Source organism: uncultured Gimesia sp. (assembly GCF_963972345.1).
Taxonomy (GTDB): Bacteria; Planctomycetota; Planctomycetia; order Planctomycetales; family Planctomycetaceae; genus Gimesia.
Window position 1 is genome coordinate 1 of sequence record NZ_CAXAVM010000012.1, and the last position, 26996, is coordinate 26996.

Below are 26996 nucleotides of genomic sequence, written 5' to 3' on the forward strand. Positions count from 1 at the left end.
AGCATGATTTTATTGCCCGGGCCGCCTTCAATGGTCTGATGGCTGATACCGAGTGTGAGTGTAAAACCCGGATTGGTCAAACAGAAGATATAATGCACGATGGTCCCACGGCGCGGTTCAAAACATTGCCCGGTGCCAGTAATGCGACGGCAGTCGATTTTGTCGTCGTAACGGGCATGAACTATGCCAAGTTTCACGGCGATGATCGCATCGATCAAAAACAGCATCTGGAAGAAAACAATACGAAGCTTCCTCAGCCTTATTCCGGTCCGGATAAGCACCTGGGTTATCCGGCGCTGGAGACCATTCTCAAGTTGAAGCCGGACTTTTTTATCGGCACCGGCGATAACGTGTATTACGACACACCCGATAAGCCCCGCGCGGAAACCATTCCCGAAATGCGACGGAAATGGCATGAACAGTTTGTGCAGCCCCGCTATCGCGATCTGTTTGCGGCGGTGCCCACCTACTGGGAAATTGACGATCACGATTACCGTATTGATGACGGCGATAACACAGGCGATCATCATCCCACCCCGGCAGAAGGTCGTGCGATGATGCTGGAACAACTGCCCGTCGCGCCCATGAAAGAGACCGGAGCAAAAACGTATCGCACGCAGCGGGTCAATAAAAATCTGCAGATCTGGCTGCCGGAAAACCGCATGTATCGCAGTCCCAATGCCATGGAAGACGGGCCCGAAAAAACGATCTGGGGTGCCGAACAGAAAGCGTGGCTGAAGAAAACACTCAAGGAGAGTGATGCCACGTTCAAACTGCTCATCTCGCCGACACCCATGATTGGGCCCGACGATCTGCGCAAGACCGACAACCACTGTGACATCGGCGGGTTCCGACATGAACGGGATGAGTTTTTCAACTGGCTCAAAGAGAACGGGCTGGATCAGCAGAACTTTTTCATCGTGTGTGGTGATCGTCACTGGCAGTATCATGCCATCGATCCGAGCGGTTTTGAAGAGTTTTCCAGTGGAGCACTCGTTGATGCCAATTCACGACTGGGACGCAAAGCGGGCGACCCGAAATCAACGGACCCCGAGGGGCTGATCAAACAGCCTTATCTGCAGGATCCGCGTTCCGGCGGGTTTCTGCTGGTGAAAGTGACGCCGAAGACTAAAGAAGATCCGGCAACCCTCTCCTTTCTGTTTCACGATGAAAAAGGAAAGTTGCTCTACCAGCACGATGTTCCCCAGGGTGATGGGAAACCGGCGGAAAAATGAGGGGCTGCTATTCTTTAAAATCGGTGTCGGCTGTTTTCAGGTCGAGAGGTTGAATCCAGATATTACGGTAGCGGACATCGTGTCCTTCGCACTGCAGCTTGATCCCGCCGGGCGTGTCGGTAATCCCGAAACCGTTATTATTGCCTCCATCCAGGCCAGAGTTCGCGCCGCCCCAGACTTTATTGATGGTGACGTTTTCGTGGACTTTTTTTCCGTTGAAGTACATCGATACTAAAGGTTTTTCGACGAGCTTACCATCTTTGAAGCGGGCAGCGCGGAAGGTGATGTCGTAAGCATTCCATTTCCCGGTGCCGTTATAGGCGTGGTATGGTGATTCAGTTTCGTTGATGACGGCCGCCATGCCGTGCTTTGTCTTATCGCCGTCCAGAACCTGGATTTCATAGCGGTTCTGCAGATAAACGCCGCTGTTACCTCCCGGCTTCATTACCAGAAATTCCACATGCAGACGAAAGTCCTGATATTTCTTTTTTGTGACGATGTCAGCGGTTCCGTATTTGCCACCCGCGGCAGCCGGGTCATCTGACATGATGACGGTACCCGCATCGACGGGGTCTTCTACCACTTTCCATTTGATCGGCAGTGAGGAACTGAACCGCGGGCCTTCCCAGTAAGTCCATTTCTGATCCAGCATTTCGCGACTGCCGTCCAGCAGGATTTCCGCATCTGCAGGTGCTGTGGCACCAATGCCGACTTCAGCCCAGGCACTCGAACCAGGTGACAGCAAAAGAAACAGAGCAAATAGGGATGTGATGAATCCAGTGAAACGCATGATGAATCCTTTGAAACAGGGGGAAAGCCAAAGCTGTATTATGTGGTAACCGGGAAGTCAGCACAATCAGGGAATTCAAATTCGGACTTCCCGCTGCGCACTTTTGTTCCGGCACAAGACAGCTGATTTAACAGACATGCTTTCAAATAGATCTCAACTATGACATCCGCAAAGGTTTAATGGTGAAAGCCGGAACCTTCTGCTTCGGTCTGAGGGGTGTGCCGGGGATGGGCGGCAAAATAATCGATGGCGTGTTGCAGATCAGCGAGCAGCATCTCGGCCATGTCGCGCGTGAAACCTTCTTTGCAGACACAACGCAATACGGCGAGGTCGTCACGGTTTTTGGGGAAGGTGTAAGCGGGAACCAGCCAGCCACGTTCACGTACTTTATTCGAAATATCGAACACACTGAAATTGGCAGTTTCGTTGGTAGTAAACGCGAACACGGGGATGTCACTCCCGTCCGAGATTAAATCGAAGGGGCCCAGTTTCGCGATGCCTGCAGATAGATGCAGGGCAACATCCTGGGAAGTCTGATGGATCTCTCGATACCCTTCGTGACCCAGGCGCAGGAAGTTGTAATATTGCGCCACCACCTGGTTACCGGGACGGGAAAAATTCAATGCGAAGTTGGGCAGATCGCCGCCCAGATAGTTGCAGTGGAAAATGAGTTCTTCCGGCAGTTCCGCTTTCTCACGCCAGATGATCCAGCCGACCCCGGGATACACCAACCCGAATTTATGCCCGGACGTGTTGATCGATTTCACCAGCGGCAGCCGAAAATCCCATTCCAGGTCCGGTTGCAGAAACGGTGCGACGAATCCCCCGGAAGCGGCATCCACATGAATGGGAACTTCCCAGCCGGTTTCAGTATTGAGTTTGACGAGTGCGTCGTTGACTTCTTTGACGTTTTCATACCGTCCATCAAAGGTACTGCCCATGATCACGACGACGCCAATCGTATTTTCGTCGACAAGTTTTAAAGCTTCTTCAGCAGTCAGGCAGTAGCGGTCGCCTTCCATGGGGACGAACCGGGGTTCGATTTCCCAGTAACGACAGAATTTTTCCCAGCAGACCTGCACGTTAATGCCCATGACCATGTTCGGTTTATCAGCGGGTTTGCCGGCGGCTTCTCTGCGTTTGCGCCAGTTCCATTTGAGTGCCATCCCACCCAGCATGGCTGCCTCGCTGGACCCGATTGTCGAACAGCCGACGGCGTTTTCTTTTGAGGGTGAATTCCAGAGTTTCGAGAGCATGTTGGTACAGCGCAGTTCAATCTCTGCGGTCTGCGGATATTCATCTTTGTCGATCATGTTCTTGTCGAACGTTTCCGACATCAGCTGCCGGGCTTCATCCTCCATCCAGGTGGTGACGAAGGTCGCGAGGTTCAATCGCGAGTTACCATCCAGAATCAGTTCGTCACGGATCAGGTTATAAGCGACTTTGGGAGGCAGACCTGCGCCTGGCATCTCGTACTTGGGGACAGGCTCCTGGGTGAAGCGTCCCCCGTATGCGGGAGTGATGAAGGATTCGGGGTCAGATGGATGCAGATTTTTCTGGCCATGCAGCATGAACAATGCCCTCCTGGTTGATCAGTACGGATTCAAAAGCGTGTACTGCTATCCTACTGTCTGGCGCAGAGATTTGAATGAAGATCGCTTGTGGGATCTGCTTTTCTGCAAACTTTATGTATTGCAGCCCACGGCGCACTGGCCAATGATGTCCAGCTTATCGTCATTGAGATAGCAGTAGCGGTTGACCCAGACGCCGTCCGGGCTGATATCGGTCGCGACCTGCATGCGTGTCCGGAAATCTTCCGTGGGGCCGTAGCCATGCGCGAGTGCATAAATGGGCATGGGGCGTGCCAGTTTTCTGGCCGCCAGAATTTTCCGTTCCTGTGCGAGGGGGCCGGCGGTGTGAGGTTGATCAGGACCCGGATAATAAACGTCTGCCAGGCGCGTGGGGTGCGACCAGTCGGTGATATCAAGAAATTTGAACAGGGCGCGGACCAGCAGCGATTCCGAGATACCAGGATTGGCGGCCAGTATCTGATCGCCGTAGGCACGCAACATCATCGACCAGTGCATTCCATACAGTTTCACGCTGACCGAGTTACAGTATTTCGCAGCCAGCGAGTAATTCATGCCCGACAGAATTGACCAGGGGGGAGGGAAAGCGCTGGGTGCCAGTTCCACACCTGGTTTACCGCAGTCGTCCATTGTATTCCGGAAACCGGCCAGCAGTTCCCTGGAAAGCTGGGCTTTCATCAGCAGCATCTCTGCGGCTCCGGGATACTGGTCGTTGAGCCAGACAGGGAAGTTCGCGGCCTGGTTGTCTTCGGAGAGCCAGTTTTCCAGATCGTAATTCGTCAGCCCGCCATTGAGTTTCTGGTACAGGGCCTGCGAGTCTGACTGCATGTTTTCAAAGTTGTAACCCAGGCGGCCTGCTGCCTGGCGGGCATGCTCACTGAAATCGAAAAAAGCGGAGTCCAGAAAGTAAGGTGGATATTCGGGCCAGTCAAATCGGAGGCCGTCAATATCGGGATACTGGTTGAGTAAATCGCGAATCAACGCGTGCTGATATTCAATGATATGTGGACTTGCCAGACTCCCGTTATTGGCAACCCGTCTGCGGGGCAGTGATCCATCGGGCAGACGGGGGATATCTTCTTCGACCGGTCCGCCGAACTGCACACGATATCCGGGAGGGATCGCTGCCTGGACCTGGAAGTAAACTTCCAGTCCCCGTTCGTGGGCGGCTTCAATAAAATCTGCGACGACGTGTCCTGCGCTGTGTGTGAGTTCGTCCGCCGGCGCGGGCTGATAGCGCAGACCCGAATAGAGAGACTGATCGGGGATAAAACTGGGAGATGTTTTGACCCAGAGTTCCCGTTTGCCTTCCCACAACGGTCGATCCAGCAGGCGAACCTGTCCCGCGCCTGCATCAGCCGGGGGCTCGCGGACGCCTGTCTGTTCGTCAGCCAGTTGCATCACATAAGGCGAAGTGGAAACGGCCGTGATCCCGGCCCGCTTCATGAGATTATCGAGAACCGATTCGACGCCCTCGTACTGCAGGTACTCCGGTAAGACTGTCACACCAATTTGTCTCTGCTGGCTCATGTTTTCCTCACGTTGAAGCAGAATAAAACTCTGACAACGCTATCTTACCGGTCCGCCAGAATGTTTCTCCACCCCGGTGAGGAAAAAATTTCTGACTTTACGCAGCCCCGGGTAATTTGTCACAGAATGCGACCAGAATAAAAGTGGCGACCGGGCCCAGCAATAAGGAGAGCAGAAACCAGGCCAGGCCGCTGCGGTTCTTCCCTTGTGCCAGGCCCGCATTGATCAAAGCCAGTGACCCCCAACCGACCAGATATCCTGATTCCTGGGGGATTTGCGCTGCGAATAACATGTTGGTTCCTCCTGCAATCATCAGACTGTTTCTCGCCGAATCAGGTCCGGCTCCTTCTTCGATTCAGGCTGCCTGTAAAAAAACGAGCCCCGTCAATCAGTGATCGAGGGGCCCGGTATTTGAAAATCAGATGGTTGTCAGATTCACTCGGTAATGATGTCGTTCACAGTACCACCGCTGGGAATCATCGGCAGTACGTGTTCCTGGTAGGTACAGATGACATCCAGCAGATAAGGTTGATCCGAGGCCAGCATTTCTGCCAGGGCTGCCGGATATTCTGCTTTGGAGCGTACCTGTTTTGCCTGCAGGCCAAAGCCTCTGGCGATGGAGACAAAGTCGGGATAGGTGGCTTCAGCATGCTCGCCTGAGCCTTTGCCTTCCCATTCCGGATGATGCACAGGACCCAGGTAGGTATGAGCACGTCGCCCTTCCATGAAGCGGTCTTCCCATTGCACGACCATGCCCAGGTGCTGGTTATTCAGCAACAGAATTTTGACCGGCAGATTCTCAGTATGCAGTGTTGCCAGTTCCTGAATGTTCATCAGCATCGAGCCATCGCCGTCGATGTCGACCACGAGGTCATTGGGAAACTGTGCCTGTACGCCCATGGCAGCGGGCAGTCCGAAGCCCATGGTTCCCAGACCGGAACTGCTGAGCCAGTGGCGGGGTTTGTTGAATTTGTAGAACTGGGCCGCCCACATCTGGTGCTGACCCACGCCTACAGTGATGTAAGGGTCTCTGTCTTTGGACTGTTGCCAGAGTTCGTGGATCGCATACTGCTGCGACATGACGTCACCCAGTTCGGGGTATTTGAGCGGGTATTTTTCTTTCCACTCTTTGCACTGTGCCAGCCAACTGTCGACCTGGGGCAGGTCGTCATCGGTAATCGTTTCGTTGAGGGCGACCAGCACATGTTTCAGGTCGGCATTGATGGGGATATGCGCTTCCTTGTTTTTCTGCAGCTCGGAAGGATCGATATCGACGTGCACGATTTTTCCATGCTTGGCAAACTCTTCGAGTTTACCGGTCACGCGGTCATCAAAGCGTACGCCGAACGCCAGCAGCAGGTCTGCTTCGTTGACGGCGTAGTTCGCATACACGGTTCCGTGCATGCCCAGCATATCCAGGCTCAAGGGATCCTCGCCAGGAAATACGCCCAGTCCCATCACTGTGGTGGTAACCGGTATATTGGTTCGTCGGGCGAACTTGACCAGTTCTTCAGAGGCGTCTGAAATAATTGCCCCGCCACCCACATACAGGATCGGTTTTTTGGAACGTTTGATGGCTGCCAGAATCTGTTTGATCTGTTCCGGAGCCGCTTTCCGCATTTCCGGGCGATAGCCGGGCAGGTAAGTGTCGGGATTGTAATCGGGTTCTTCATCCAGGGTTGCCAGCTGACAGTCCTTCGGGAAGTCGATCAGTACGGGACCGGGACGGCCGGTATTCGCGATGAAGAAGGCTTCTTTCACGATGCGGGCCACGTCTTTGACATCGGTCACCATATAGTGGTGCTTGGTGATCGCGCGGGAAATTTCCACCATGGGAGTTTCCTGGAAGGCGTCACTGCCGATGACGGCTTGAGGCACCTGGCCGGTGATTGCCACCAGGGGAATCGAATCGAGCTTGGCATCTGCCAGTGCTGTCACCAGGTTAGTTGCCCCGGGACCACTGGTCGCCATGCAGACTCCCACTTCCCCGGTCGTGCGGGCAATCCCCTGTGCAGCAAAGCCGCCCCCCTGTTCGTGGCGGGGCAGAAAGGTGCGGATCTCGTCCTTGTATTTCATTAAAGCCTGGTGCAGAGGCATGCTACAACCACCTGGATAAGCAAAGATGGTTTTCACGCCCTGCCGCACCAATGCCTGGACCAGAATCTCAGCGCCATTGATTGTCTTCGTTTGCGTGTCTTTTTCGTTGGCAGTGGCCACTGTTTCACCCTTCTGTTTTTTCGATAATCTCAAAATGTCTCAATAATTTTCCAGAATCGATCAATGCCGCCGGTTCACTCAGAAAAGCTCCCGTCCGGCTGACCGCTGTTTTGCTGTTACCACAACAGACAGTTACGTAGACGCACCTCGTACGCCAAATGTTCGTTGCGGTAATCAATCACTTGATTGGTGGTCAATTCTATCTTGTCTCAGGGACAATAACGAGTCATTTCCTGCTCAGAATCCAATATTCGTCGAGAGACACGCCCATTAGTCCGCTTCAGCAAACAGATTGCAGAGACTGTTTCGTTTATAGAGATTAAACATGTTAGATCGGGTCCTCTGCTCGACCGCGGACAGGTGATGTGCGCGAAGATTAATGTCAGATACGTTTAAGTCTATTGCTATTCGTTGTTTATGAAACAGGGGATGGGCCGGATTGACCGAGAATCGCTGGTTTGAGAACAATGGTGGGCGGGCGAAAAGTTGATTCGGCACTTTACATAAATGATCTTTGAAATGAGCTTGCCTGGTAGCACAGTCGATCAGTAATGATAGAGCGGAAAATCGAATCTACTCTGATGAGCATAACTTCACTGTCACCTCCTGCTCGCTGCGCTCGGCCCGAATTGCATTCGAGCTCACCCGATCCTGATCGTATGGCTAAATATTTCGATCACTGCTGGTGAGCGAAGAGTTCCACACAACAGGAATATCGTGCTCAATCTTTCCCACCCGGCTTCCGCGGAAACTGTGCTTCCAGCAACTGCACCGCTTTTTTAAATTCCGCCTGATCCGAGGGATGTTCGATGATGTTCGTATTCTCTGCCGGATCGCTGGTGTGATCGTAAAGTTCCCGCGCGATCACCTTACCGGTATTGAAATTACGCCATTCGGTGTAACGATAGCGGGGCGTGCGGACGGAAACACCCATGTTTTCGGGCTGCTTTTTGTAGTACGCGGGGCGTGGATGCTGCGTATAGGCGGCTGGTTTGACTGACTGTGTCGGGTCCTTCAATACAGGCACCAGGCTTTTGCCCTCCAGCTTTCCGGGGGAGGGGAGTCCGCATAATTCGACCAGCGTCGGATACATGTCGAGCAGTTCCACCAGCGCGTCTGATGTCTTGCCCGCCTGCTGCATATGAGGCGTTGCGATCAACAGAGGCACACGCGCATCATTTTCGAAGTTGGATGTTTTGCACCACAGCCCATGTTCGCCCAGATGAAAGCCATGGTCCGACCAGAATACGATGATCGTGTTCTCGCGCAGTCCCAGGCGATCCAGTTCCGCCAGTACTTTACCAATCTGCGCGTCCAGGTAACTGATGCCTGCCAGGTAACCGGTCCGCAGTTCTATGATCTGCGCATCGGTCAGCTTCCCCTCCACGGCTCTCAAAATTTCCCGACTGTCATGCAGGGCAATATCCGGTACGTTTTTCGGAGGCTGGGGATTATCGGGAACCGTAATCGGACTGTCGTCATACAGGTCCCAGTATTTCTTAGGTGGATTGAACGGCAGATGCGGTTTCCAGAAGCCCACTGCCAGGAAGAAGGGCTGCTGTTTCTGTTTGATGTTCTGCAGCGCTTGGACGGCGAGATCGGCGATGCGACCGTCAAAGTAAGCGGAATCAGGGACGTCGCGGCACTCGGATCGCGGCGCTTTCGCAAGGTTGACCGGCAGTTCCCGGTTATTGTTTAACAGAGGCTGGTCGTCATCGTGTCGCGCAAAATGCATGACGGCCGGCACACTCCACGAAGCGGGGTCGCCCTCGATCTTCTGCCGCCAGTTATGAAAAATCTTGCCGATGTTCTGTGTGAAGTAACCTTGCTGCTTGAACAACTGTGGCAGCGTCACGATGTCCGCATCGACTTCGCGAAAGTGTGTGGGCAGATCCCAGATCTCAAGACTGTCCGGACGTCGCCCCGTCATAAGTGAGGCCCGCGAAGGGTTGCACAGCGCCTGCTGACAGTAGGCCTGTTTAAACAGCACGCCTTCCGCCGCCAGCTGATCCAGGTGCGGCGTCTTCACCAGGGGATGTCCATAACAGGCCAGATCGCAACGCAGATCATCCGCGCCGATAAACAGCACATTTGGTTTTTCAGCCGCCTGTGATTGTAACCCGAGGGCAGGGCAGAGGATCAGGAGTAACACAACTACCAGCGGAGAGCGGCGTCTGCCAGTAAAAATCATGAGCACAGGCTTTCAGAGTAAGAATTCAGAACGATCAGGACCGACTCTGTTTTCATTCTGCAGCCCGCAGACTGATTCCGCAAGCATTGATTTGCAGAGGCTCCCATTTGCGGAATAAATAATATTTGTGAAAAAACAGCAAACTGAATAAACAAATAATTTGATTGACAGTGTCTGATAATTGTATTACTGTGTTGATACAGTACTAAATGAGGGTTTTCCCAATGCAGATTCAATTATCAGAAGCGGATGGCACGCCTTATTACCAGCAGGTTGTGAACCAGGTCAAGTTTCTGGTGGCCTCCGGTCGTCTCGAAGCCCACGAGCAGTTGCCGTCCGTCCGTGGTCTGGCACAGCAGTTGACCATCACCCCCAATACCGTCGCGCGAGCCTATCGCGAGCTGGAAGCCGAAGGGGTTGTGATCTCCAGACGCGGTGCCGGCGTTTTCATTTCGAACGGCGTTTCCCCCCTGTCCAACAAAGAAAAACGCCGCATCCTCAACGAACGCATGGATGCCCTGCTGACCGAATCGCGTCAACTGGGTGTAGATGAAGAGACCCTGTTGAAATTACTCCGTCAGCGGAGCCAGAAATTTGATTCACATCAAGAGGTCGAAAAATGAGCGAGCATGTCATTGAAATCAGCAATCTGAGTCGTCGTTTCGGCAAGAAACAGGCGCTGTCCGACGTCAGCCTGTCTGTGCCTGAAGGCTGTGTGTTCGGACTGGTCGGCGAAAACGGAGCCGGCAAAACCACCCTGTTGAAACATGTGCTGGGCTTTTTGAAGCCGCAGCAGGGGAGCGTGCGCGTATTTGGTCTGGACCCGGTGGCTGACCCGCCGGGCGTACTCGGGCGGATCGGGCATCTCTCGGAAAACCGCGACCTCCCGGCCTGGATGACGGTCCGCGAGCTGATTGAATTCACGCGGGCCTTCTATCCGAAATGGGACCCCGTCTACGCCGAAGAACTGCGGATGATGTTTGAGCTTTCGCTGAATCAGAAAGTACCCACACTGTCGCGAGGCCAACTCGCACGGGCCGGTCTGCTCGTCGCGCTGGCGCATCGACCGCCGCTATTGGTGCTGGACGAACCTTCGTCCGGCCTGGACCCGGTAGTTCGCAAAGACATTCTGGACGCCATCATTCGCACGGTGGTCGAGGAAGGGCGAACGGTTCTGTTTTCCTCGCATCTGCTGGACGAAGTGCAGCGCGTCTCCGATCGCATCGCGATCCTCGATCAGGGCAAACTGTTACTCACGAGTCCACTGGATGAAGTGCTGGTCTCGCATTACCAGTTGACAATCCGCTTCCTGGAACCGCAGCCCTTTTTCCCCCAACTCACCGGCGCACTGATGTGGTCGGGTTCCGGCAGAGAGTGGAAGATCGTCTGTAACGGTCAGAAACAGGAACTGGAATCAGAGCTGGAACTGATGGAAGCCGAAATCCTCGATCAGACGGCACCGACGCTGGAAGAAATCTTCGTCGCCCGGATGAAGTCGGCTCAACGTGCTTCTGCACAGGAGTAAATTATGACACATCTGCTCTTTGTCGTCACAAAAACATTTACGAAACGCGCCTGGCTGGCGGCGGTGCTGGCTGTCAGTGTGCTGGTGTTCGTGCCGCTCGTTTTTCGTGGATTGATGTCGATTAAAGAACTGGGGGCTTATGGTATCTCCACTGATCCGTTTCAGTATCATTTTGTGTTCCTGGGATTGTCATGGATCTTTTTTATCGCAATTTGTGTCCATGCATTACAGGGGTGTGAGAAAATCGTGCTGCGATTGCCAGTTTCTTCAACTGCGATTGTCAGCGGCTTGATCATGTTGACGGTCGGGCTGGTATTGATCCTTAATCTGGTTACGAATGGGCTGTATCGCGTCTTCTTTTTCGATCACAACCGGCTGAGCGAATATTGGCCATTACTGGGGCCATTATTATTTTTAGTCACACTCGTTCTGGTAGGACATTCTTTGTTCTGGAGCAGGTTTGCCCCCAGTGTAACCGGCAGTCTCTTCAGTATCAGTTTCGTCGCTGCTCTTTGCTGGTGGTTTGCCTCACGCTATTTTCCAAACGGTTTTCAAGAACCGGTAGTGCCTTGGAATCATGTCACTCTTTCGGACTGGTCAACCTTGCTGGTTATTAACATCGCTGCCTGGTACCAGGGAACTCGTGCATTTGAGAAGGTTCGAGCTGGGACGGCTGAACCCAGCCTGCAGTGGTCGAAGCTGATGGACTTTTGGAATACCCTTTCATCGGGAATGCATATTGATAGTTCTGTAGAATTCAGTTCGCAACAACGTTCGCTGTCACAATTGCATTGGGGCGATTCCTGTCGCCGTCCGGTGGTCATCGGGGGACTGTGTTTTGGCGCGGGGGGAGTGTTCCTGAGTTTTCTGTTGTTCAAACTGTCTTTTGTACCAGGAAGCCAGCAGTCTGCCTTTTGGAATTATCTCCAAAGCATCTCAGTTGTAACCAATACATTGATTTTACTTGCGGCGCTGCTTACGGGGTTTCTGCTGGGCGATGGGATTCACAATCCCGGACGCACAGAACTGAAACGTTACCTGAATGCCGTTCCACTGTCAGATCGTGTTTTTTCTGCTGTTTTGATGCGAAATTTAGTCAAGACGGTCTGTCTAGTCTGGTCCTGTCTGGTGCTGGGTTGTCTGATCAGTCATATCATCGTACTGCATTATTTTGATTTCAATGCATCCCCATTGAATATGCTGTTTTTAGAGTCTTATGTCAGCAGGATGCCAGAACAGCCAGTGTCTTTTCTGTTTCTCTCGGCGACAATTTTATGGGGTGTTTCATCCACCATGGTATCGATTTTCTGGACGGGTCGTACCTGGTTCTATTTTACGGTGCTTTCCCTGTTTGGCGGATTGTGTTTTGCCTTAATTCTGATCGGTGCCTGCATTCAATCTGAATCCATTACCGGATTGCTTTACGGCTTGGCCATGACGCTTTCCTCTTTTCTATTGGGAGGGACGGTTGCCGCTTATTTGATTACATATCGAAAAAAACTGATTTCAGTAAGCGGTATACTCGTGGCAGTTCTTTTCTCGCTGGCCGCAGTCTGGTTCTGCAGTTCTCTTTCTGCTGAGGATTATGATTCCCTTTTTTACCGAATCCTCGATTCGAATTTCTTCTTTCGTGCAGCGGGAATTAACAGTATGCGATTTTTTGTTTTCGTACTTCTGGTTTTACTTACAACCCCCTTCGCGACGATTCCCCTGGCGGTCTCCTGGAATCGGCATCGGTAATTGTTCAAGGTGCATTTGATGTCATCTGCCTTTGTTGTGACAACTCGACTGATCTACAAGCGTGCCTGGCTGTCGATACTGTTCTGGTCGGTGTTGTTTGTACTCATTCCCTTCGCGTTTTTGAGAATCGAACAATACCTGGCAGGACCAGTCTCCTGGCGATGTGGGAATCGAACATTCACTGATTATGCATTTTATTATTTTTCATATCTGTGCATGTCCAGCACGATTTTCATGAATGTCAGTGTGGATGTGATAAAGGATTGTCGGAAGATCTGTCTGGGGCTTCCTGTATCGTCCCGTGTCATTGCGAGTTGGCTGATGTTAATTGTGGTAGCGCTGTTTGTCGCGATGCAACTGGTGACCTATGGAATGTACCGTCTCCTGATACTGGATCAAACCGTTCTCAGAGAATTTTGGCCAGTGACAGGACCGCTCTCATTTCTCGTGACTTTGATTCTTGTCGGATATTGTTTTTATTGGTTAATGCATGTTCCCAGTTTGCCTCGTCTGTTGGCAGGCATTATCGTTTTGCCGGGGATGTTGGTCTGGTTTGTTGCCCGCTTTTTTCCGGATGGTTTCAATGAAGGTCTAGAGCCCTGGAACCGGGTGACCCCGGGAGAATGGGGGACCATGCTGGGTGTCTCACTGGGAGCCTGGTATCTGGGGACGATTGCTTTTGCGCAGGTTCGAGCTGGCACCACCGTTTCCAGTACATCCTGGGAGCGTCTGCGGGAATGGTGGAAAGTACTATCCGTTGGTACGGGTTCTGAAATACAAAAGAGTCAACATTCGCTGGCGGCGATGCTGGCGCAAGTGCACTGGCGTGATTCGTGCCAGCGTGCTGTGATGACAGGATGTGTGCTGGTAGGGGGTCTGCAACTGACAGCGAGTGGTCTGTTCGGAGCGTTGATGTTCTGGAACAATGCATACTTGCGAGGGGTTTCGCCAGATTCATTTATGATGAATCTGGTCGGGATGCTGGTTGCCGTTTCTACTTCCTTCTGCTTCATATCGGTTGTGGTTGTAGCGGTTCTACTTGGATTGGGAATCAGTAGCAAACGGCCCGGGGAGATGAAGTTGTATTTGTCTCAGATTCCCGTCTCCGATCGAAGTATGAACAGCATTTTTGCTTGCAATATGTTGAGAGCCTGCGGTTATACCTGTCTGATCAATCAGGTTGTCCTGCTGATTTGTCTGTGTGTAGTTGCTGCATTGTATGGTTGGCAGACGTTTACAGTGCTGCTCCATTCCGGATTTTTTCATGTGCGATATTCGCTTCATATTGTGCTGATGCTGGGCGGGCTGTGGCTCATTGCCGCCAATCTGGTCGCTTTGCTCTGGTCGGGCCGAGGAAGACTGCTCGGTGTGGCTTTGTTGTGCCTGGAGTTGGTCTTCATGTTTTATGCGATGACGGTGTATTTACTGGGGCGGTATAGCAGCAACTACTTTTTGAATGGAGTCGTTTTCTATGGAATGCTGCTCTCAGTCTATCTCCCTCTGATTTGGGGAATGTTTCACGCGTTTCGTACCGCTAGCCGTAAGCAACTGTTGACGCGAAGACAAGCCCGGCTGGCATTGTCTGGATGGTGCGTCTCAGCCATTGTACTGCTGATTTACATGCTTAGCCGTTTGGATAATTCTAACATGTTGCCTCAGACGGGCGCATTCTGGTTGGTCAACTCCGGCTTGTGTGCATTATTTCTGCTCCCCTTCGCGACGATCCCCCTGGCAGTGTCGTGGAATCGGCATCGGTGATATATGGCTTTTTCAATTGTAAATCTGGTTCAATGAGTGTGCGGTGAAATCATGACTCATCTGCTCTTAGTCGTTACAAAAACATTTACGAAACGTGCCTGGCTGGCAGCGGTGCTGGCTGTTTGTCTGCTCGTGCTGGGGTCGCTCTCGTTGCGTGAGCTGATCTACCTTCTGGAGGGGCCGACGGACTCCGGCAGTGTGAACCCCTTTCATTTTCATTTTGCGTTTCTGGCGACCTCCTGGGTGACCTTTATTGCCGTCTGCCTGCAGGCGCTGCAGGGGTCGCAGCAGATGATTCGGGGGCTGCCGATTTCTTCTGCCAGGATTGCCAGCGGCCTGATGTTTTCTTCCGTCGGAGTTGTGGTGCTGCTCAGTCTGGTTACAAATGGTCTGTATCGGCTGGTCTTTTTTGACGAACACTGGCTCGCCGACTATTGGCCCGTGCTGGGGCCGCTGTTGTTTCTCTGCACACTGGTGATGGTCGGGTATCACTGTTTCTGGAGTATGCACGCACCCGGTTTTCTGAAAGTCGCAGGCTGGGGGATGGCTTTTGGATTGCTGTTTTACTGGTTCGTCAGCCGATATTATCCGCATGGTTTTGCGAAAGGTGTTGTTCCCTGGAGCCATGTCACGCTGACAGAATTTGTCACACTGCAGCTGGTCAGTCTGGTTGCCTGGCTGGGGGGAGTCCGTGCCTATTCGAACATTCGCAATGGTGCTGCCATGCCGTCGCCGCAATGGGATCAGACGCAACTCTGGTGGACCGCATTGATCACCGGCCGGATTCCCGAACGGATGTCGGTCCCCCTCTCACGACGAATGACACTGGCGCGCATGCACTGGAGTGGCTCCTGTCAGCGGGCAGTCATTGTGGGTGGAATCCTGTTTGGTGTGGCTGTGCTGATTGTGAATCTGGCTGCCGCTGCAATGTATGATTCCAGCAGCCCTGAATTGAATAACCTGCTAGAGCTTTCCGAAACTTTTCAGGTATCCACGCTGGTACTCTCCGGCATTGCGGCGATTGGAGTGACCATCATGCTGGCTGGCAGTGTCGCCGGGACGGGCAATACAGAAATGAATCGCAGCCTGGCGATGACGCCTCTGTCAGATCGCGAACTTTCTGCTTCGCTGTTTGGGAACATGTGGAAAACCTGTCTGGCGTGCAGTGTGATGCTTCAACTGGCCCTGCTGCTCAGTTACGCCGGTTTTTTGATGATGCAGGGAACAGAAATAGTTCACTCAAACTACGACATGGGTGAATGGCTGAAACAGAACCTGATCTATTCCAGCGTCGCAATGATCGGGTCCTGGATCCTGACTGCCAATTTACTCGCACTCTGCTGGACCGGCCGCCAGTGGGTCTGCAATACAGTTGTAGGCGTCGTGGTGGGAGGCAGTGTAACGTTCATGATCATAAGTCAGATTCTGAGATCCAGTGGCTTTTATCAGGCTGCCCAGTTATTGGAAAAAAGCGTATTTCTCGTGATGACGTTGTCGATCATCAGTGCCACGATTGGTGCCTGGCTGGATGCCGGAAAACGGTGCTTAATTCGAAAACGAACGCGCAATGCGGCGTTGTGCTGCAGTATTGCCGGTCTGGTCTTGTTCAAAACCTGGGTCTTCCGGCAGACAGTCGGACCCGATCACTGGATCGGATTTTTATGGATTGCAACTCTGATTGCATTGATCCTCGCACCGTTTGCAACGATCCCCCTGGCGCTCTCCTGGAATCGGCATCGTTGACAAAACTGAATTGTGTGAGATGTATATAGTCTGTTGTATTGAGTCTTCCTGAAAGTTGAGGTGTCCCTGATGTCATCTGCCTTCTATATGACGACCCGCAATTTCTGTAAACGCGCCCGGCTCGGCGCCTTGCTGGCGGTAGGAACGCTGGTGCTGGGGCCGTTGATTTCCCGTATGATCATGCGGCTGCAGGGGTTGAGCCTGGAGCATCTCGAACAGAATGTGTTCGATTATCACTTTGCCTACCTGGGGGTCTCGTACATCTTTTTTCTGGGGGTCTGCCTGCAGGCGCTGGCTGGCAGCGAAAAATTCTGCCTGGGTCTGCCGGTCTCTTCCACTTCCATCGCCACCTGGATGATGCTCTCGATGGTGGGGCTGGTAGTCGCGCTGCAACTGGTAACCAACGGCCTGTATCGCGTTCTGTTTTTCGACGATCGCTGGCTGGCAGACTACTGGCCTCTGCTGGGACCACTGCTGTTTATGGTGACTTTGATTCTGGTGGGGCACGCGGCTTACTGGAGCCTGCATGCACCCAGCCTGACGAAATTCACGTTCTGGTCTGCCGCGATTGTCGCGCTGTTCTGGTGGTTTATCTCTCGCTACTTTCCCAACGGTTACTACCAGAAGATCGTACCCTGGCGAGCCGTCACGCTGGGAGAATTCCTGCTGATGCAACTGGTGGGAATCGCTGCCTGGTATCAGGGAACCCGGGCGTTTGCCCATGTACGAAATGGGACCGCTCTCCCCAGCCCCCAGTGGGAACAGCTTCAGGTCTGGTGCAATGGTTTGCTGACAGGCTCTGTCCCTGAGCAGCCGATTGTGCCTCTCTCACGGAAAGCAGCGCTGGCCCGATTGCATTGGCGCGATTCCTGTCAGCGTGCGGCGTTACTTGCCGGAGTGGGATTTGGACTGACCATGCTGGTGATCAATGTGCTGGTCATCGCCAACTTTGATCCCTCCCGAACCAACCAGAATAATTTCAGTCAACTGGTAGAAGTTTTTTTAATTTCCTCAATGTTCTTTGGTCTGGTTGCAGCCATTATCGTTGCCGTCCTCATGGGAGAGGGGACCACGGGTAGCGGACGAACTGAAATGAAGCAGTTCCTTGCCAAAGCGCCGCTTGTCGATCGCGATCTGAATTCGACCCTGTTCCGCAATCTGCTCAAAACACTGGGACTGACATTTATGGGTATCATCGTTGCGCTGGGGCTCAGTCTGATCATCGCCGGGATCTGGCATGGAGCTGAGGTATTTCAGGTGTTGTTCTCTTCGGTCATTCGGGGAGGGGGCTCGATTCTGCCTGTGTTTTTACTGGTCATCGGTTTCTGGGTCATCGCGGCCAATATGATTTCTGTCTTCTGGACCGGTCGTTCCTGGTTTTATTTTACGGCGATCGGCGTCTTCTTCGGGGGGATTGTCTTTTATATCATTCTGATGAATCTCGGAGATACTCTGTTTCGCAATTCGATTCTTTATCACTACATGACAATCGTGCTGCTGTTGTTGCCGCCTCTGTTGATTTGTGCGGGAACCTTCGCCGCGTATATGGTTGCCTGCCGCAGGAAACTGATTTCACAGACAGGCTCAATTGTGGCGCTGGTGCTCTGGATGTGCTCTGTCACTGGAGTTCTGATCTGGATGCTGGAACGCTCTCAATATTATCACGGTGTTGTCTGGGGATTGTTGCTGATCTACGCGACGCTGGCAGCTTTGGTTCTCGCGCCGTTCGCGACGATTCCCCTGGCGCTCTCGTGGAACCGGCATCGGTAATCTAACTGAAACAGGATCACTCTGCTATGAAAAAGAGGCTTGTTTTAAGCCATGAAATTCGTTGAAAAATGAGGTACCACTGATGTCAGCCATCTTTTATGCGACCACCAAACAGTTTTGTAAACGTGCCTGGTTCGGCGCGGTCCTCGCCGTCGGGGCGCTGGTGATGGTGCCTTTGTTAATTGTGCTTATTCTAAAGTTCAATGGATTACAACCAGGACAGATGAACCAGAGTTACTTTGACTTTCACTTTGCCTATCTGGGGGTCTCCGGGGTCTTTTTTCTGGGTGTCTGTCTGCATGCATTCTCTGGCAGCGAAAAGTACTGTCTGGGTCTACCGGTTTCTTCGACTTCCATCGCCACCTGGCTGATGCTGGCAATGGCGGGATTCGTGGTGGTGCTGCAACTTCTGACCAATGGCCTCTATCGGCTGCTGTTTTTTGATGAGCACTGGCTTGCCAATTATTGGCCTTTATTGGGGCCTCTCTTATTTCTGGTTACCCTGATTCTGGTGGGACATTGTATGTTCTGGAGCATGCATGCTCCCAGCTTTACCAAGACATTTCTGGGAGTCGCTTTGACGATGGGTATGCTGGTCTGGTTCGTTTCCCGGTATTACCCGAACGGGCTCAAGTCAGATATCGTTCCCTGGAGCCGCGTGACGCTGGGCGAGTTTGTGACCATGCAACTGACCTGCCTCGTAGCCTGGTATCAGGGGACACGTGCCTTTGCAGAGGTCCGTGCCGGCACCGCGGTTCCCAGCCCTGCCTGGGAAAGGATGAAGGTCTGGTGGTATGCGCTGCTCACCGGAGCGATTCCCGAGCAGTCAGCGGTTCCCTGCTCGCCGAGATCATCGCTGGCCCGTTTGCATTGGCGCGATTCGTGTCAGCAGTCTGTTATTGTCGGGGGAGGAGTATTCGGCCTGTTGTCGTTGATGTTCAACCTTTTGATAGGGACACGTCTGAATTCAGAGCCGACGGCTCTGCGAGATGTCATGGAAGGTTTTGTAGCCATGTCAACTATTCTCACCTTGGCCGCTGCTGTCACTGCAGGAGCGATATTGGGGCTGGGGATTTGCAGCACGGGACGCACGGAAATGAAACGCTGTCTGGCAATGGCTCCGCTGACGGATTCTGATTTTAATGCCACCCTGTTCGCGAACATGGTTAAAGTGTTGGGCTGGTCCATTCTGATCATTCAATCGGCTCTGCTGCTGAGTCTGATCGTCACTGCAGTACTATATGAAGTAGACACGTTTCGCGTACTGCAGGTAACCGGTTTTCTGGGGAATGGATCAAACAGCTTGAGTGATATGCTGTTGTATTTATTCGGGGAAAATGGATTTTTATGTCATACGCTGGTGACATTGATCGGATTCTGGATCATCGCCGCAAATATAGTTTCCGTACTCTGGACAGGACGTACCTGGTTTATCGTCTCTGCGATCGGAATCTGCTTTGGTGGTCTGTATTTCTACAGCATGATGATTAGCTTGCTGGAAGCATTCTTTCCTCGTCAGTATCTGGCGGAATTGGTTATTATCAGTATGTTGCTGTTTTTATATTTTCTGATTCTGGGGGGCACTCTTGCCGCCTATTTGACTGCCCTTCGCAGGCAATTGATCTCAAAAGCCCGGTTCCTTGGGGCTGGTTTGCTCTGGTCATTTGCTGTCATGGGAGTTCTGGTGACTTTGCTGAGCATGGCTCCCCATTACCCGTTTCGGACGATGTGTGGGGAGTTTTGTGTTTTTTCAGTTCTGGGTGCCCTGAGCCTGGCACCGTTTGCCACGATTCCCCTGGCGCTCTCGTGGAATCGGCATCGGTAATTCAGAGTTGAATAAATAATAAATCAAAGAGTCATACTGTGATATGGATTAATAGAAACTGAGGTAACCCTGATGTCTTCTGCCTTGATTGCGACGACAAAAAGTTTCTGCAAACGTGCCTGGCCGAGTGCCTCGATCGCCGTGGCGACTCTGGTGATCGTGCCTCTGATGATCAATATTCTGATGCGGTTGCAGGGATTGACTATCCCTTATAGCGATCAGGAAATATTCAGCCTGCATTTTACCTACCTGGGAATTTCCTGGATCATTTTTCTGACGATCACTGTCCGTGCTCTGGCAGGCAGTCAGAAATATTGTCGCGGGTTACCGATCTCTTCCCGCGCCATCGCGACGTGGCTGATGCTGGCGATGGTGGGACTGGTGGTTGTCTTACAACTGGCGACCAATGGTGCCTACCGGGCTCTGTTTTTTGATGAACGCTGGCTCTCCGATTACTGGCCCGTTTTAGGGCCGGTACTCTTTCTGGTGACGCTGGTCCTGACGGGGCACGCGATATTCTGGACTCTGAATGCACCCAGTTATACACGCATCATTTTGAGCATGGCTATCATCGTGGCCCTGTTCTGGTGGTTCCTGTCGCGCTACTTTCCCCAGGGATTCAAAGCCGAGGCCGTTCCCTGGAGCCACGTGACTCTGGGCGAATTCGTGCTGATGCAGCTGGTCAGTCTGGCGGCCTGGTATCAGGGAACCCGCGCCTTTGCCGGTGTCCGTTCCGGGACCGCAGTTCCCAGTCCGCAATGGACACAGACACGCAACTGGTGGGACAGCCTTACCACCGGCGCGAGCTCCAGCGGACAGACGGGGTTGATTTCACACCGGGCAGCTCTGGCCCGCCTGCACTGGCGCGATGGCTGCCAGCGTGCGGTCATCATGGGTGGGGGACTGTCTGGAGTCGCCGTCCTGGTTCTCAATACAACGATGCGAAACGGCAATGGTTCACATCCGATTAATATCACCGAGGGTTTTCTGCAAATCTATCTGATGTTCTCGATCATCGCTGCCCTCGTGGTCGGGCTGATCGTCGGTGAAGGAACATGCGGACCGGGCAGAACGGAAATGAAAGGCTTTCTGGCGGTCACCCCGCTATCGGATCGTGACTTCGCGGTCGCATTATTCGGAAATATGGTCAAAACGGTACTCTATTCCAGCCTGCTGATTCAGGCGGGGCTGATGTTGAATATGATGGCGTTTGTCGCCCCCGGAATGCTTCAGGGAGACCAGGCTTCGATTATAATCTCCAGAGTGGCCCTCTACTGGTTCGTTTACAGCGTGAATACCCTGGCCTGTTTCTGGACGATTGCTGCGAATGTGATTTCCGTATTCTGGACGGGGCGTTCCTGGTTTTATTATCTGGTGATCGGAAGTATTATTGGCTGCTTCGGGCTCTTTGTCTTCATCGTCAATTTTACGGATCGATTCTTTTACTCCCGTAATATTAACTACCTGCAGATGGCATTCTTCCTGGTGCTGGCGCTGTTGATTTTCATTGGCGTGGTGACCGCTTTTATAACCGCCTGTCGCCGGGGACTGGTCAAAGTATCAACCGCAAGAATCGTCGGCGGTCTCTGGCTGATCGGTTCTCTGGCAGCGATCTGGCTCAAATTTCCTTCAATGAAGGGGCGGGAAGAGATGATGGCCTTCTGTCTGTACGTCTTTTTACTCTCCCTGTATGCACTCGCATTCGCTCCCTTCGCGACGATTCCCCTGGCGCTCTCGTGGAATCGGCATCGGTAACTCTGGTACTCTCAAGTGATTACGTAGCTGTGTTGCCGCCCTAAATCCTGTGAAATTCTTACTTTCAACGCAATTCCCTCTCGATAGTGACTTGCAGTCCTGAGCTGAGCAACTAAAAATAAACAGTTAAGGCAGCTGTTCTGTTTCAGGGCTGATCGGTCAGTGTGCACATTTCTGAATGTGGATGCCCTTCTCCCCTGAAGAGGCGCGCTGCTGTCCTGTATCAGCTATCTGAGTCGTTCCACTGAGGAGAAATCATGGCAACTGCAACATCTCGCATTTCCGCGCGAACCCTGGCCGCAGGGATCACGTGTACTTTAGCCGTCGGTTTCAGTCTTTCCCTGATTCAGGCTGAAGAACCGGTCATCAAGGTTCCGCTGGGGCTGCCTCCGATTGTCTTTCCGGAAGATAACCCACCCACTGCAGAAAAAATCGCGTTGGGCAAACAGCTGTATTTTGACAAACGGCTCTCGCGTGACAATACCATCTCCTGTGCCAGCTGTCATTCGCCGGATAAAGGTTACAGCAACGCCGATCAGTTTGCGACCGGCTTTAAAGGCCAGAAAGGGGGCCGCAACTCACCCACGGTGATCAACGCTGCCTACAACAAATTTCATTTCTGGGACGGCCGCGCCGGATCGCTGGAAGAACAGGCGCTGGGACCGATTGCGAATCCCATCGAAATGAATTTAACGACCAAAGAAGCCGTCGAACGGATCAATGCCATACCCGGCTATAAAAAGCAGTTCCAGAAAATCTTTGGCTCCGATGCGACCGAAGAAACCGTCGCGAAAGCCATCGCGACGTACGAACGTACGATTCTGTGTGGCGATGCCCCCTACGATCGTTTTAAAGCGGGCGATAAAAAAGCCCTTTCGGAATCCGCACAGCGGGGCATGCAGCTGTTTTTTGGAAAAGCGGCCTGCAGCTCGTGTCATTCCGGTCCTACGTTTACCGACCATGCTTTTCATAATATCGGCGTGGGCATGGATGCGAAAGAACCGGATGCCGGACGCAAAGCCATCAGCAACCTGGGCGGCGATCAAGGCAGCTTCAAAACGCCGACCGTGCGTGATATCGGCCGATCTGCTCCTTATATGCACGATGGCAGCCTGAAGACTTTGAAAGAAGTTGTAGAACACTATAATAAAGGCGGTATTCCCAACGAGTTTCTCGATGAAGAAATCTTCAAACTGAATTTAACTCCTCAGGAAGTCGATGACCTGGTGACCTTCATGAAAGAAGGCCTGACCAGTTCCAACTATCCTGAGCATAAAGAACCTGAGCTACCCTGATTGAACTCTCTCGGCAATGTCTCAATAGATGCAGACGAGACGCAAAACTAATTGAAAATCCCTTTTTCAAAGGAAGATGAACACCATGCAGTGGAATTTACAACGAATCTTGAAAGCAACCGCATACTGCCTGACCGCAGCCTGCCTGATGCTCGGAAGTTCTTACCTGGTCGCCGATGAAAAAGGTGACAAAAAAGGCGATGAGAAAAAAGAAGCCGCCAAGAAAGAAGAACCCAAAAAAGAAGAGCCAAAGAAAGAGGAGCCCAAGAAGGAAGCACCGAAGAAAGAAGATGCCAAGCCTGCTCCTAAAAAGGAAGAGCCTAAAAAAGAAGAACCCAAGAAGGAAGAGCCTAAGAAGCCGGCTGTCACTGTGAAAACCCTGGTGACCAACCTCGAAAGCCCCAGTGGTATCGCTATTCAGGAAGGTACGGGACACGTCTTCGTTGCCAGCCGCTACGGTGTTTACCGCTATGACCCCAAAGGTAAAACCGTCGATCTGGAAATCGCCGGCTACCCGACCGACGTCTACGGCAAAGGTCCTAAATACAACATCGGACCTCTGGGCGTGGCTTTCATGGATAAAGATCATCTCGTCGTAGGTGACGGCAGCCGTCCCGATGGGGAAGAACTGGTTCGCATCTACAAAGTCGGCGACAAACCTCTGGAAAAATGGGTCAAAGAAGACACTGCCGCGCAGACGCTGGGTCCCATCAAAGCCGGCGATAAATCTGCCAAAGGCGAAGGTAACTTCTACGGCGTTGCCGTGGGTGGCGGAGATATCTTCATCACCTGTAATGGCGACGACACCAAAGGCTGGGTCGCCAAGTCGGTCATCAAAGACGGCAAAGCCGGTCCCCTTGAACCGAGCATTGCTACCAAGGAAGCAACCAATGTCGATGCACCGGTTGCTATTACATTCTCACCCGATGGAAAAGAACTGGTCATCGGCCAGATGGGTGAAGTCAATGTCGCCGACGATTGCCTGCTGACCTTTTACGATCCCAAAACCGGCAAGCTCACCAAGAGCCTGAAAACCGGTCTGAACGATATCGCCGGCCTGGCTTACAGCCCCAAGACCAAGAAGCTGTATGCGACTGATTTCTCCTGGGTCGACGCTGCCAAAGGTGGCCTGTTCGAACTGAAAATCGAAGGCGATAAAGTGACCGCTGAAAAAGTGATTTCACTCGATAAACCAGCGGCTATCTCTTTTGACAAAGAAGGCAACCTGTATCTGACCGTCTTCGGAACTCAGGGGAAAGATCCTGAAAAATCTCCCGGTTCACTGGCAGTCATCAAGGCTGGTCTCTAAAACAGACGCTCACAATGCGGGTTGTTTCGTTCAACGATCAACCCGCGTTCTGTTAAAAACAAAATTTCTATCCCCCATATTTTGAAGGTAAGTAAAGACTAATGACCGTTCAAGTTATGCAACCCGCTCCTGATTTTGCACTGCAGGGTTACGATCGCGCCTCTGATTCATTCAAGGATTACAAACTGGAAGACTTCAAAGGCAAGTGGGTTTGCCTGTTCTTCTATCCGCTGGACTTCACATTTGTCTGTCCTACAGAGCTGGTCGCATTCAATGAAGCTCTCGGCGAATTTGAATCACGCAACTGCCAGGTTCTGACTGCCAGCACCGACAGCAAGTACTCCCACAAAGGCTGGTGCGACGCGGATCCTCAACTGGGTGGCCTGAAATACCCCATGCTGGCTGATGGCACTCACAAGCTGTCCCGCGATTACGGTGTACTCAAAGAAGATGCCGGTATCGCTGTGCGTGGGATCTTCCTGATCGACCCCAATGGCGTCTGCCAGTGGCTGGCAATCCACGGTCTGAGCGTCGGACGAAACGTGGAAGAAGTCGTGCGTGTTCTCGATGCACTCCAGACAGGCGAAAACGTTCCCTGTAACTGGAAAAAAGGCGAAAAGACACTCTAAGCCATCCGGCTTCGTTAAACGAATTTCAAAGCAGGAGACTCCCATTTGGGGCTCCTGCTTTTTTTACCGCCCTCCTCCGGTAAGTCGCCGGGATTCGGCAGTTTGAATGCAAAAGTAAGCTCCGTCACCTCGTTTTTACGTGACTTCCGACCCGTCTGCTGCTACCTTAAAATTATCAAACCCTGATTCGCATCCGATCCAACTGAGGAGAAAACCGTTGAAGTGCTCAGCCTCTCTGTTCCGATTTTCGTTACTGTTCGTCGTTGCCTGCAGCTCGGTCTCCTGCCTGGCTTCCAACCAGGCCGATCAGAAAGAGCAGCAGACTCAAGAGCAGACGCAGCAGGATAAACTTTCGGTTCTGCTCATTGACGGACAGAATAATCATCAATGGCAACTGACAACGCCGGTCCTTAAGAAGATCCTCGAGAATTCCGGGCGCTTCACCGTCGAAGTCTCCACCACCCCCGAAGGCATCCCCCGCAAGCCACGTGTGCCGACCGGGAAAGATCAGGAAAAAGACGATGTACAGCAACTCAAACGCTGGGAAGAAACCGTCGCCCGCATCAAATGGGAAGCACCCGCGCAATGGAAAGCGTGGCGGCCGGACTTCAGCAAATACGATGTGATCGTCAGTAACTACAACGGCGAAAGCTGGCCCGAGGAAGTCAAACAGTCGTTCGAAAAATATGTCAGCGAGGGAGGCAGCTTCGTCGTCGTGCATGCTGCCGACAACGCATTTCCCGACTGGCCCGCCTACAACGAAATGATCGCCGTCGGTGGCTGGGGAGGCCGCGATGAAAATTCAGGCCCCATGTTGAGACTCCGCGAAGGTGAATGGGTCGAAGATACCTCCGCCGGTCGGGGAGGCACACATGGCACGCGGATTCCTGTTGTCGTCAAGGTCCGCCAGCCCGAGCATCCCATTGTAAAGGGACTCCCGCAGGAGTGGATGCATCCCGCGGATGAAGTCTACGGCAAACTCAGGGGGCCCGCCAAAAACGTTTCTGTTCTGGCAACCGCTTATTCCGAACCCGAACAGCGGGGCACAGGGGAACATGAACCGATCATGATGACGGTCGATTACGGCAAAGGACGTGTGTTTCATACGACCCTGGGGCACGATGTTACTGCCCTGCAGGGAACCGGTTTCCAGATCACGTTGCAGCGGGGAACCGAATGGGCGGCGACCGGCGAAGTCACACAGCCCCTGCCCAATGTCAAGTGGAACGATCACGAACCGACCGTCCAGAAACCTTAACTTAAGGTGACCTCCGAGGCGTGAGTGAAGTCATTCAACGGCGTCACTCTCGCTGATCGGTTTATGCAGCTGCACCGGTTTGGTCTGGTTCTTTCGCATCTTCAGATTAATCATTTCGACGGTAATTGAAAATGCCATTGCGAAATAGATATACCCTTTGGGCACATGCACGCCGAAGCCTTCCACCATCAGCGTCACGCCGACCATGATCAGAAACGACAGTGCCAGAATTTTGATCGTCGGGTGATCGTCCACAAAATCGCCGATCGGCTTCGCAGCGAACAGCATCACGAGGACCGAGAGAATAATGGCAATCGCCATCAGTGAAACATGGTCCGACAGCCCGACTGCCGTAATCACCGAATCCAGTGAAAAGACGATGTCCAGCACACCAATCTGTATCAGAATCGAACTGAAACTGGCCTGAACTGCACTCGATGCGGTTGGATCATGCGCACCACCTTCCAGGCTGTTATGAATTTCATGCGTTGCTTTCGCCAGCAGAAACAGGCCGCCACCAATCAGAATCAGATCCCGTCCCGAGAAGTCCCGCTCGAACAGCGAGAACCAGGGCTCGGTCAGTCCCATCACCCACGAGATGGAAAACAGCAGAACCAGCCGCGCCACCATCGCCAGGCCCAGTCCCAGTGAACGGGCCAGGTCCCGTTGTTTTTCCGGCAGGCGTCCCACCAGAATGGAGATGAAAATGATATTATCGATTCCCAGGACGATTTCCAGCGACGCCAGTGTCGCTAATGCAATCCAGGCTTCCGGGCTGGCCATCCATTCGAACATTCTCACTCCAATCGGTAAAGGTGAAATTCAACAGCTGAATCG

The 26996-nt window shown here is 52.6% G+C and carries 20 protein-coding genes; 13 read left to right on the forward strand and 7 right to left on the reverse strand.

The window, feature by feature from the left end:
• A partial coding sequence (locus tag AACZ40_RS03525) for an alkaline phosphatase D family protein (protein WP_339673311.1) occupies positions 1–1235 on the forward strand: 1235 nt, incomplete at its 5' end.
• A gap of 7 nt (positions 1236–1242) precedes the next feature.
• On the opposite strand, the gene AACZ40_RS03530 is transcribed toward AACZ40_RS03525, so the two are convergent.
• The 6 genes from AACZ40_RS03530 to AACZ40_RS03555 all read right to left on the reverse strand — a co-directional run bounded on the left by AACZ40_RS03530 (position 1243) and on the right by AACZ40_RS03555 (position 9552).
• Complete coding sequence (locus tag AACZ40_RS03530; RefSeq protein ID WP_291168060.1) at positions 1243–2025, reverse strand: DUF1080 domain-containing protein; 783 nt, start codon at positions 2023–2025, stop codon at positions 1243–1245.
• A gap of 176 nt (positions 2026–2201) precedes the next feature.
• Positions 2202–3596, reverse strand: a complete 1395-nt coding sequence (locus tag AACZ40_RS03535; protein ID WP_291168062.1) for a glutamate decarboxylase — start codon at positions 3594–3596, stop codon at positions 2202–2204.
• Positions 3597–3710: 114 nt separating this feature from the next.
• The gene (locus AACZ40_RS03540) at positions 3711–5144 is read right to left on the reverse strand and encodes a hypothetical protein (protein WP_291168064.1); all 1434 of its coding nucleotides are present in this window, start codon (positions 5142–5144) and stop codon (positions 3711–3713) included.
• 97 nt (positions 5145–5241) lie between these two features.
• The gene (locus AACZ40_RS03545) at positions 5242–5436 is read right to left on the reverse strand and encodes a hypothetical protein (RefSeq protein WP_291168066.1); all 195 of its coding nucleotides are present in this window, start codon (positions 5434–5436) and stop codon (positions 5242–5244) included.
• A gap of 143 nt (positions 5437–5579) precedes the next feature.
• Complete coding sequence (gene ilvB / locus AACZ40_RS03550) at positions 5580–7361, reverse strand: biosynthetic-type acetolactate synthase large subunit (protein ID WP_291168068.1); 1782 nt, start codon at positions 7359–7361, stop codon at positions 5580–5582.
• A 721-nt stretch (positions 7362–8082) separates the two neighbouring features.
• Complete coding sequence (locus tag AACZ40_RS03555; protein WP_291168069.1) at positions 8083–9552, reverse strand: sulfatase; 1470 nt, start codon at positions 9550–9552, stop codon at positions 8083–8085.
• 224 nt (positions 9553–9776) lie between these two features.
• On the opposite strand from AACZ40_RS03555, the gene AACZ40_RS03560 reads away from it, so the two are divergent.
• The 12 genes from AACZ40_RS03560 (at position 9777) to AACZ40_RS03615 (ending at position 26159) form a co-directional block, all read left to right on the forward strand.
• Positions 9777–10175 carry a GntR family transcriptional regulator gene (locus AACZ40_RS03560; RefSeq protein WP_154935044.1) on the forward strand — a complete coding sequence of 133 codons (399 nt, stop codon included), beginning with the start codon at positions 9777–9779 and terminating at the stop codon, positions 10173–10175.
• Positions 10172–11077: an ABC transporter ATP-binding protein gene (locus tag AACZ40_RS03565; RefSeq protein ID WP_291168072.1), complete on the forward strand. Its 906-nt coding sequence runs from the start codon at positions 10172–10174 to the stop codon at positions 11075–11077. The genes AACZ40_RS03560 and AACZ40_RS03565 overlap by 4 nt, the downstream gene beginning before the upstream one ends.
• Before the next feature lie 3 nt (positions 11078–11080).
• Positions 11081–12817 carry a hypothetical protein gene (locus AACZ40_RS03570; RefSeq protein ID WP_291168073.1) on the forward strand — a complete coding sequence of 579 codons (1737 nt, stop codon included), beginning with the start codon at positions 11081–11083 and terminating at the stop codon, positions 12815–12817.
• 18 nt (positions 12818–12835) lie between these two features.
• On the forward strand, positions 12836–14575 hold the full coding sequence (locus tag AACZ40_RS03575) for a hypothetical protein (protein ID WP_291168074.1): 1740 nt from the start codon (positions 12836–12838) through the stop codon (positions 14573–14575).
• Positions 14576–14626: 51 nt separating this feature from the next.
• Complete coding sequence (locus AACZ40_RS03580; RefSeq protein WP_291168076.1) at positions 14627–16318, forward strand: hypothetical protein; 1692 nt, start codon at positions 14627–14629, stop codon at positions 16316–16318.
• Between the two features lie 69 nt (positions 16319–16387).
• Positions 16388–18088, forward strand: coding sequence for a hypothetical protein (locus AACZ40_RS03585; RefSeq protein ID WP_291168078.1), 1701 nt, complete (start codon positions 16388–16390; stop codon positions 18086–18088).
• 82 nt (positions 18089–18170) lie between these two features.
• Complete coding sequence (locus AACZ40_RS03590; protein WP_291168080.1) at positions 18171–19913, forward strand: hypothetical protein; 1743 nt, start codon at positions 18171–18173, stop codon at positions 19911–19913.
• 72 nt (positions 19914–19985) lie between these two features.
• Positions 19986–21668: a hypothetical protein gene (locus AACZ40_RS03595; protein ID WP_291168082.1), complete on the forward strand. Its 1683-nt coding sequence runs from the start codon at positions 19986–19988 to the stop codon at positions 21666–21668.
• A gap of 257 nt (positions 21669–21925) precedes the next feature.
• Entirely contained in the window at positions 21926–22963 is a 1038-nt protein-coding gene (locus AACZ40_RS03600) for a cytochrome c peroxidase (RefSeq protein ID WP_291168084.1), read from the forward strand.
• 85 nt (positions 22964–23048) lie between these two features.
• Entirely contained in the window at positions 23049–24272 is a 1224-nt protein-coding gene (locus AACZ40_RS03605) for a hypothetical protein (protein WP_291168086.1), read from the forward strand.
• 101 nt (positions 24273–24373) lie between these two features.
• On the forward strand, positions 24374–24901 hold the full coding sequence (locus tag AACZ40_RS03610; RefSeq protein WP_291168088.1) for a peroxiredoxin: 528 nt from the start codon (positions 24374–24376) through the stop codon (positions 24899–24901).
• A gap of 217 nt (positions 24902–25118) precedes the next feature.
• A complete protein-coding gene (locus tag AACZ40_RS03615; protein ID WP_291168090.1) occupies positions 25119–26159 on the forward strand; it encodes a ThuA domain-containing protein in 1041 nt (346 codons plus the stop codon).
• A gap of 30 nt (positions 26160–26189) precedes the next feature.
• Here the strand turns inward: AACZ40_RS03615 and AACZ40_RS03620 are convergent, their stop codons facing one another.
• A complete protein-coding gene (locus tag AACZ40_RS03620; RefSeq protein WP_291168091.1) occupies positions 26190–26954 on the reverse strand; it encodes a TerC family protein in 765 nt (254 codons plus the stop codon).
• Positions 26955–26996 lie beyond the last annotated feature (42 nt).

Coding starts and splice junctions, on each gene's coding strand:
- AACZ40_RS03530 (WP_291168060.1), bottom strand. CDS start 2,025: ATGCGTTTCACTGGATTCATCACATCCCTATTTGCTCTGTTTCTTTTG.
- AACZ40_RS03535 (WP_291168062.1), bottom strand. CDS start 3,596: ATGCTGCATGGCCAGAAAAATCTGCATCCATCTGACCCCGAATCCTTC.
- AACZ40_RS03540 (WP_291168064.1), bottom strand. CDS start 5,144: ATGAGCCAGCAGAGACAAATTGGTGTGACAGTCTTACCGGAGTACCTG.
- AACZ40_RS03545 (WP_291168066.1), bottom strand. CDS start 5,436: ATGTTATTCGCAGCGCAAATCCCCCAGGAATCAGGATATCTGGTCGGT.
- AACZ40_RS03555 (WP_291168069.1), bottom strand. CDS start 9,552: ATGATTTTTACTGGCAGACGCCGCTCTCCGCTGGTAGTTGTGTTACTC.
- AACZ40_RS03560 (WP_154935044.1), top strand. CDS start 9,777: ATGCAGATTCAATTATCAGAAGCGGATGGCACGCCTTATTACCAGCAG.
- AACZ40_RS03565 (WP_291168072.1), top strand. CDS start 10,172: ATGAGCGAGCATGTCATTGAAATCAGCAATCTGAGTCGTCGTTTCGGC.
- AACZ40_RS03570 (WP_291168073.1), top strand. CDS start 11,081: ATGACACATCTGCTCTTTGTCGTCACAAAAACATTTACGAAACGCGCC.
- AACZ40_RS03575 (WP_291168074.1), top strand. CDS start 12,836: ATGTCATCTGCCTTTGTTGTGACAACTCGACTGATCTACAAGCGTGCC.
- AACZ40_RS03580 (WP_291168076.1), top strand. CDS start 14,627: ATGACTCATCTGCTCTTAGTCGTTACAAAAACATTTACGAAACGTGCC.
- AACZ40_RS03585 (WP_291168078.1), top strand. CDS start 16,388: ATGTCATCTGCCTTCTATATGACGACCCGCAATTTCTGTAAACGCGCC.
- AACZ40_RS03590 (WP_291168080.1), top strand. CDS start 18,171: ATGTCAGCCATCTTTTATGCGACCACCAAACAGTTTTGTAAACGTGCC.
- AACZ40_RS03595 (WP_291168082.1), top strand. CDS start 19,986: ATGTCTTCTGCCTTGATTGCGACGACAAAAAGTTTCTGCAAACGTGCC.
- AACZ40_RS03600 (WP_291168084.1), top strand. CDS start 21,926: ATGGCAACTGCAACATCTCGCATTTCCGCGCGAACCCTGGCCGCAGGG.
- AACZ40_RS03605 (WP_291168086.1), top strand. CDS start 23,049: ATGCAGTGGAATTTACAACGAATCTTGAAAGCAACCGCATACTGCCTG.
- AACZ40_RS03610 (WP_291168088.1), top strand. CDS start 24,374: ATGACCGTTCAAGTTATGCAACCCGCTCCTGATTTTGCACTGCAGGGT.
- AACZ40_RS03620 (WP_291168091.1), bottom strand. CDS start 26,954: ATGTTCGAATGGATGGCCAGCCCGGAAGCCTGGATTGCATTAGCGACA.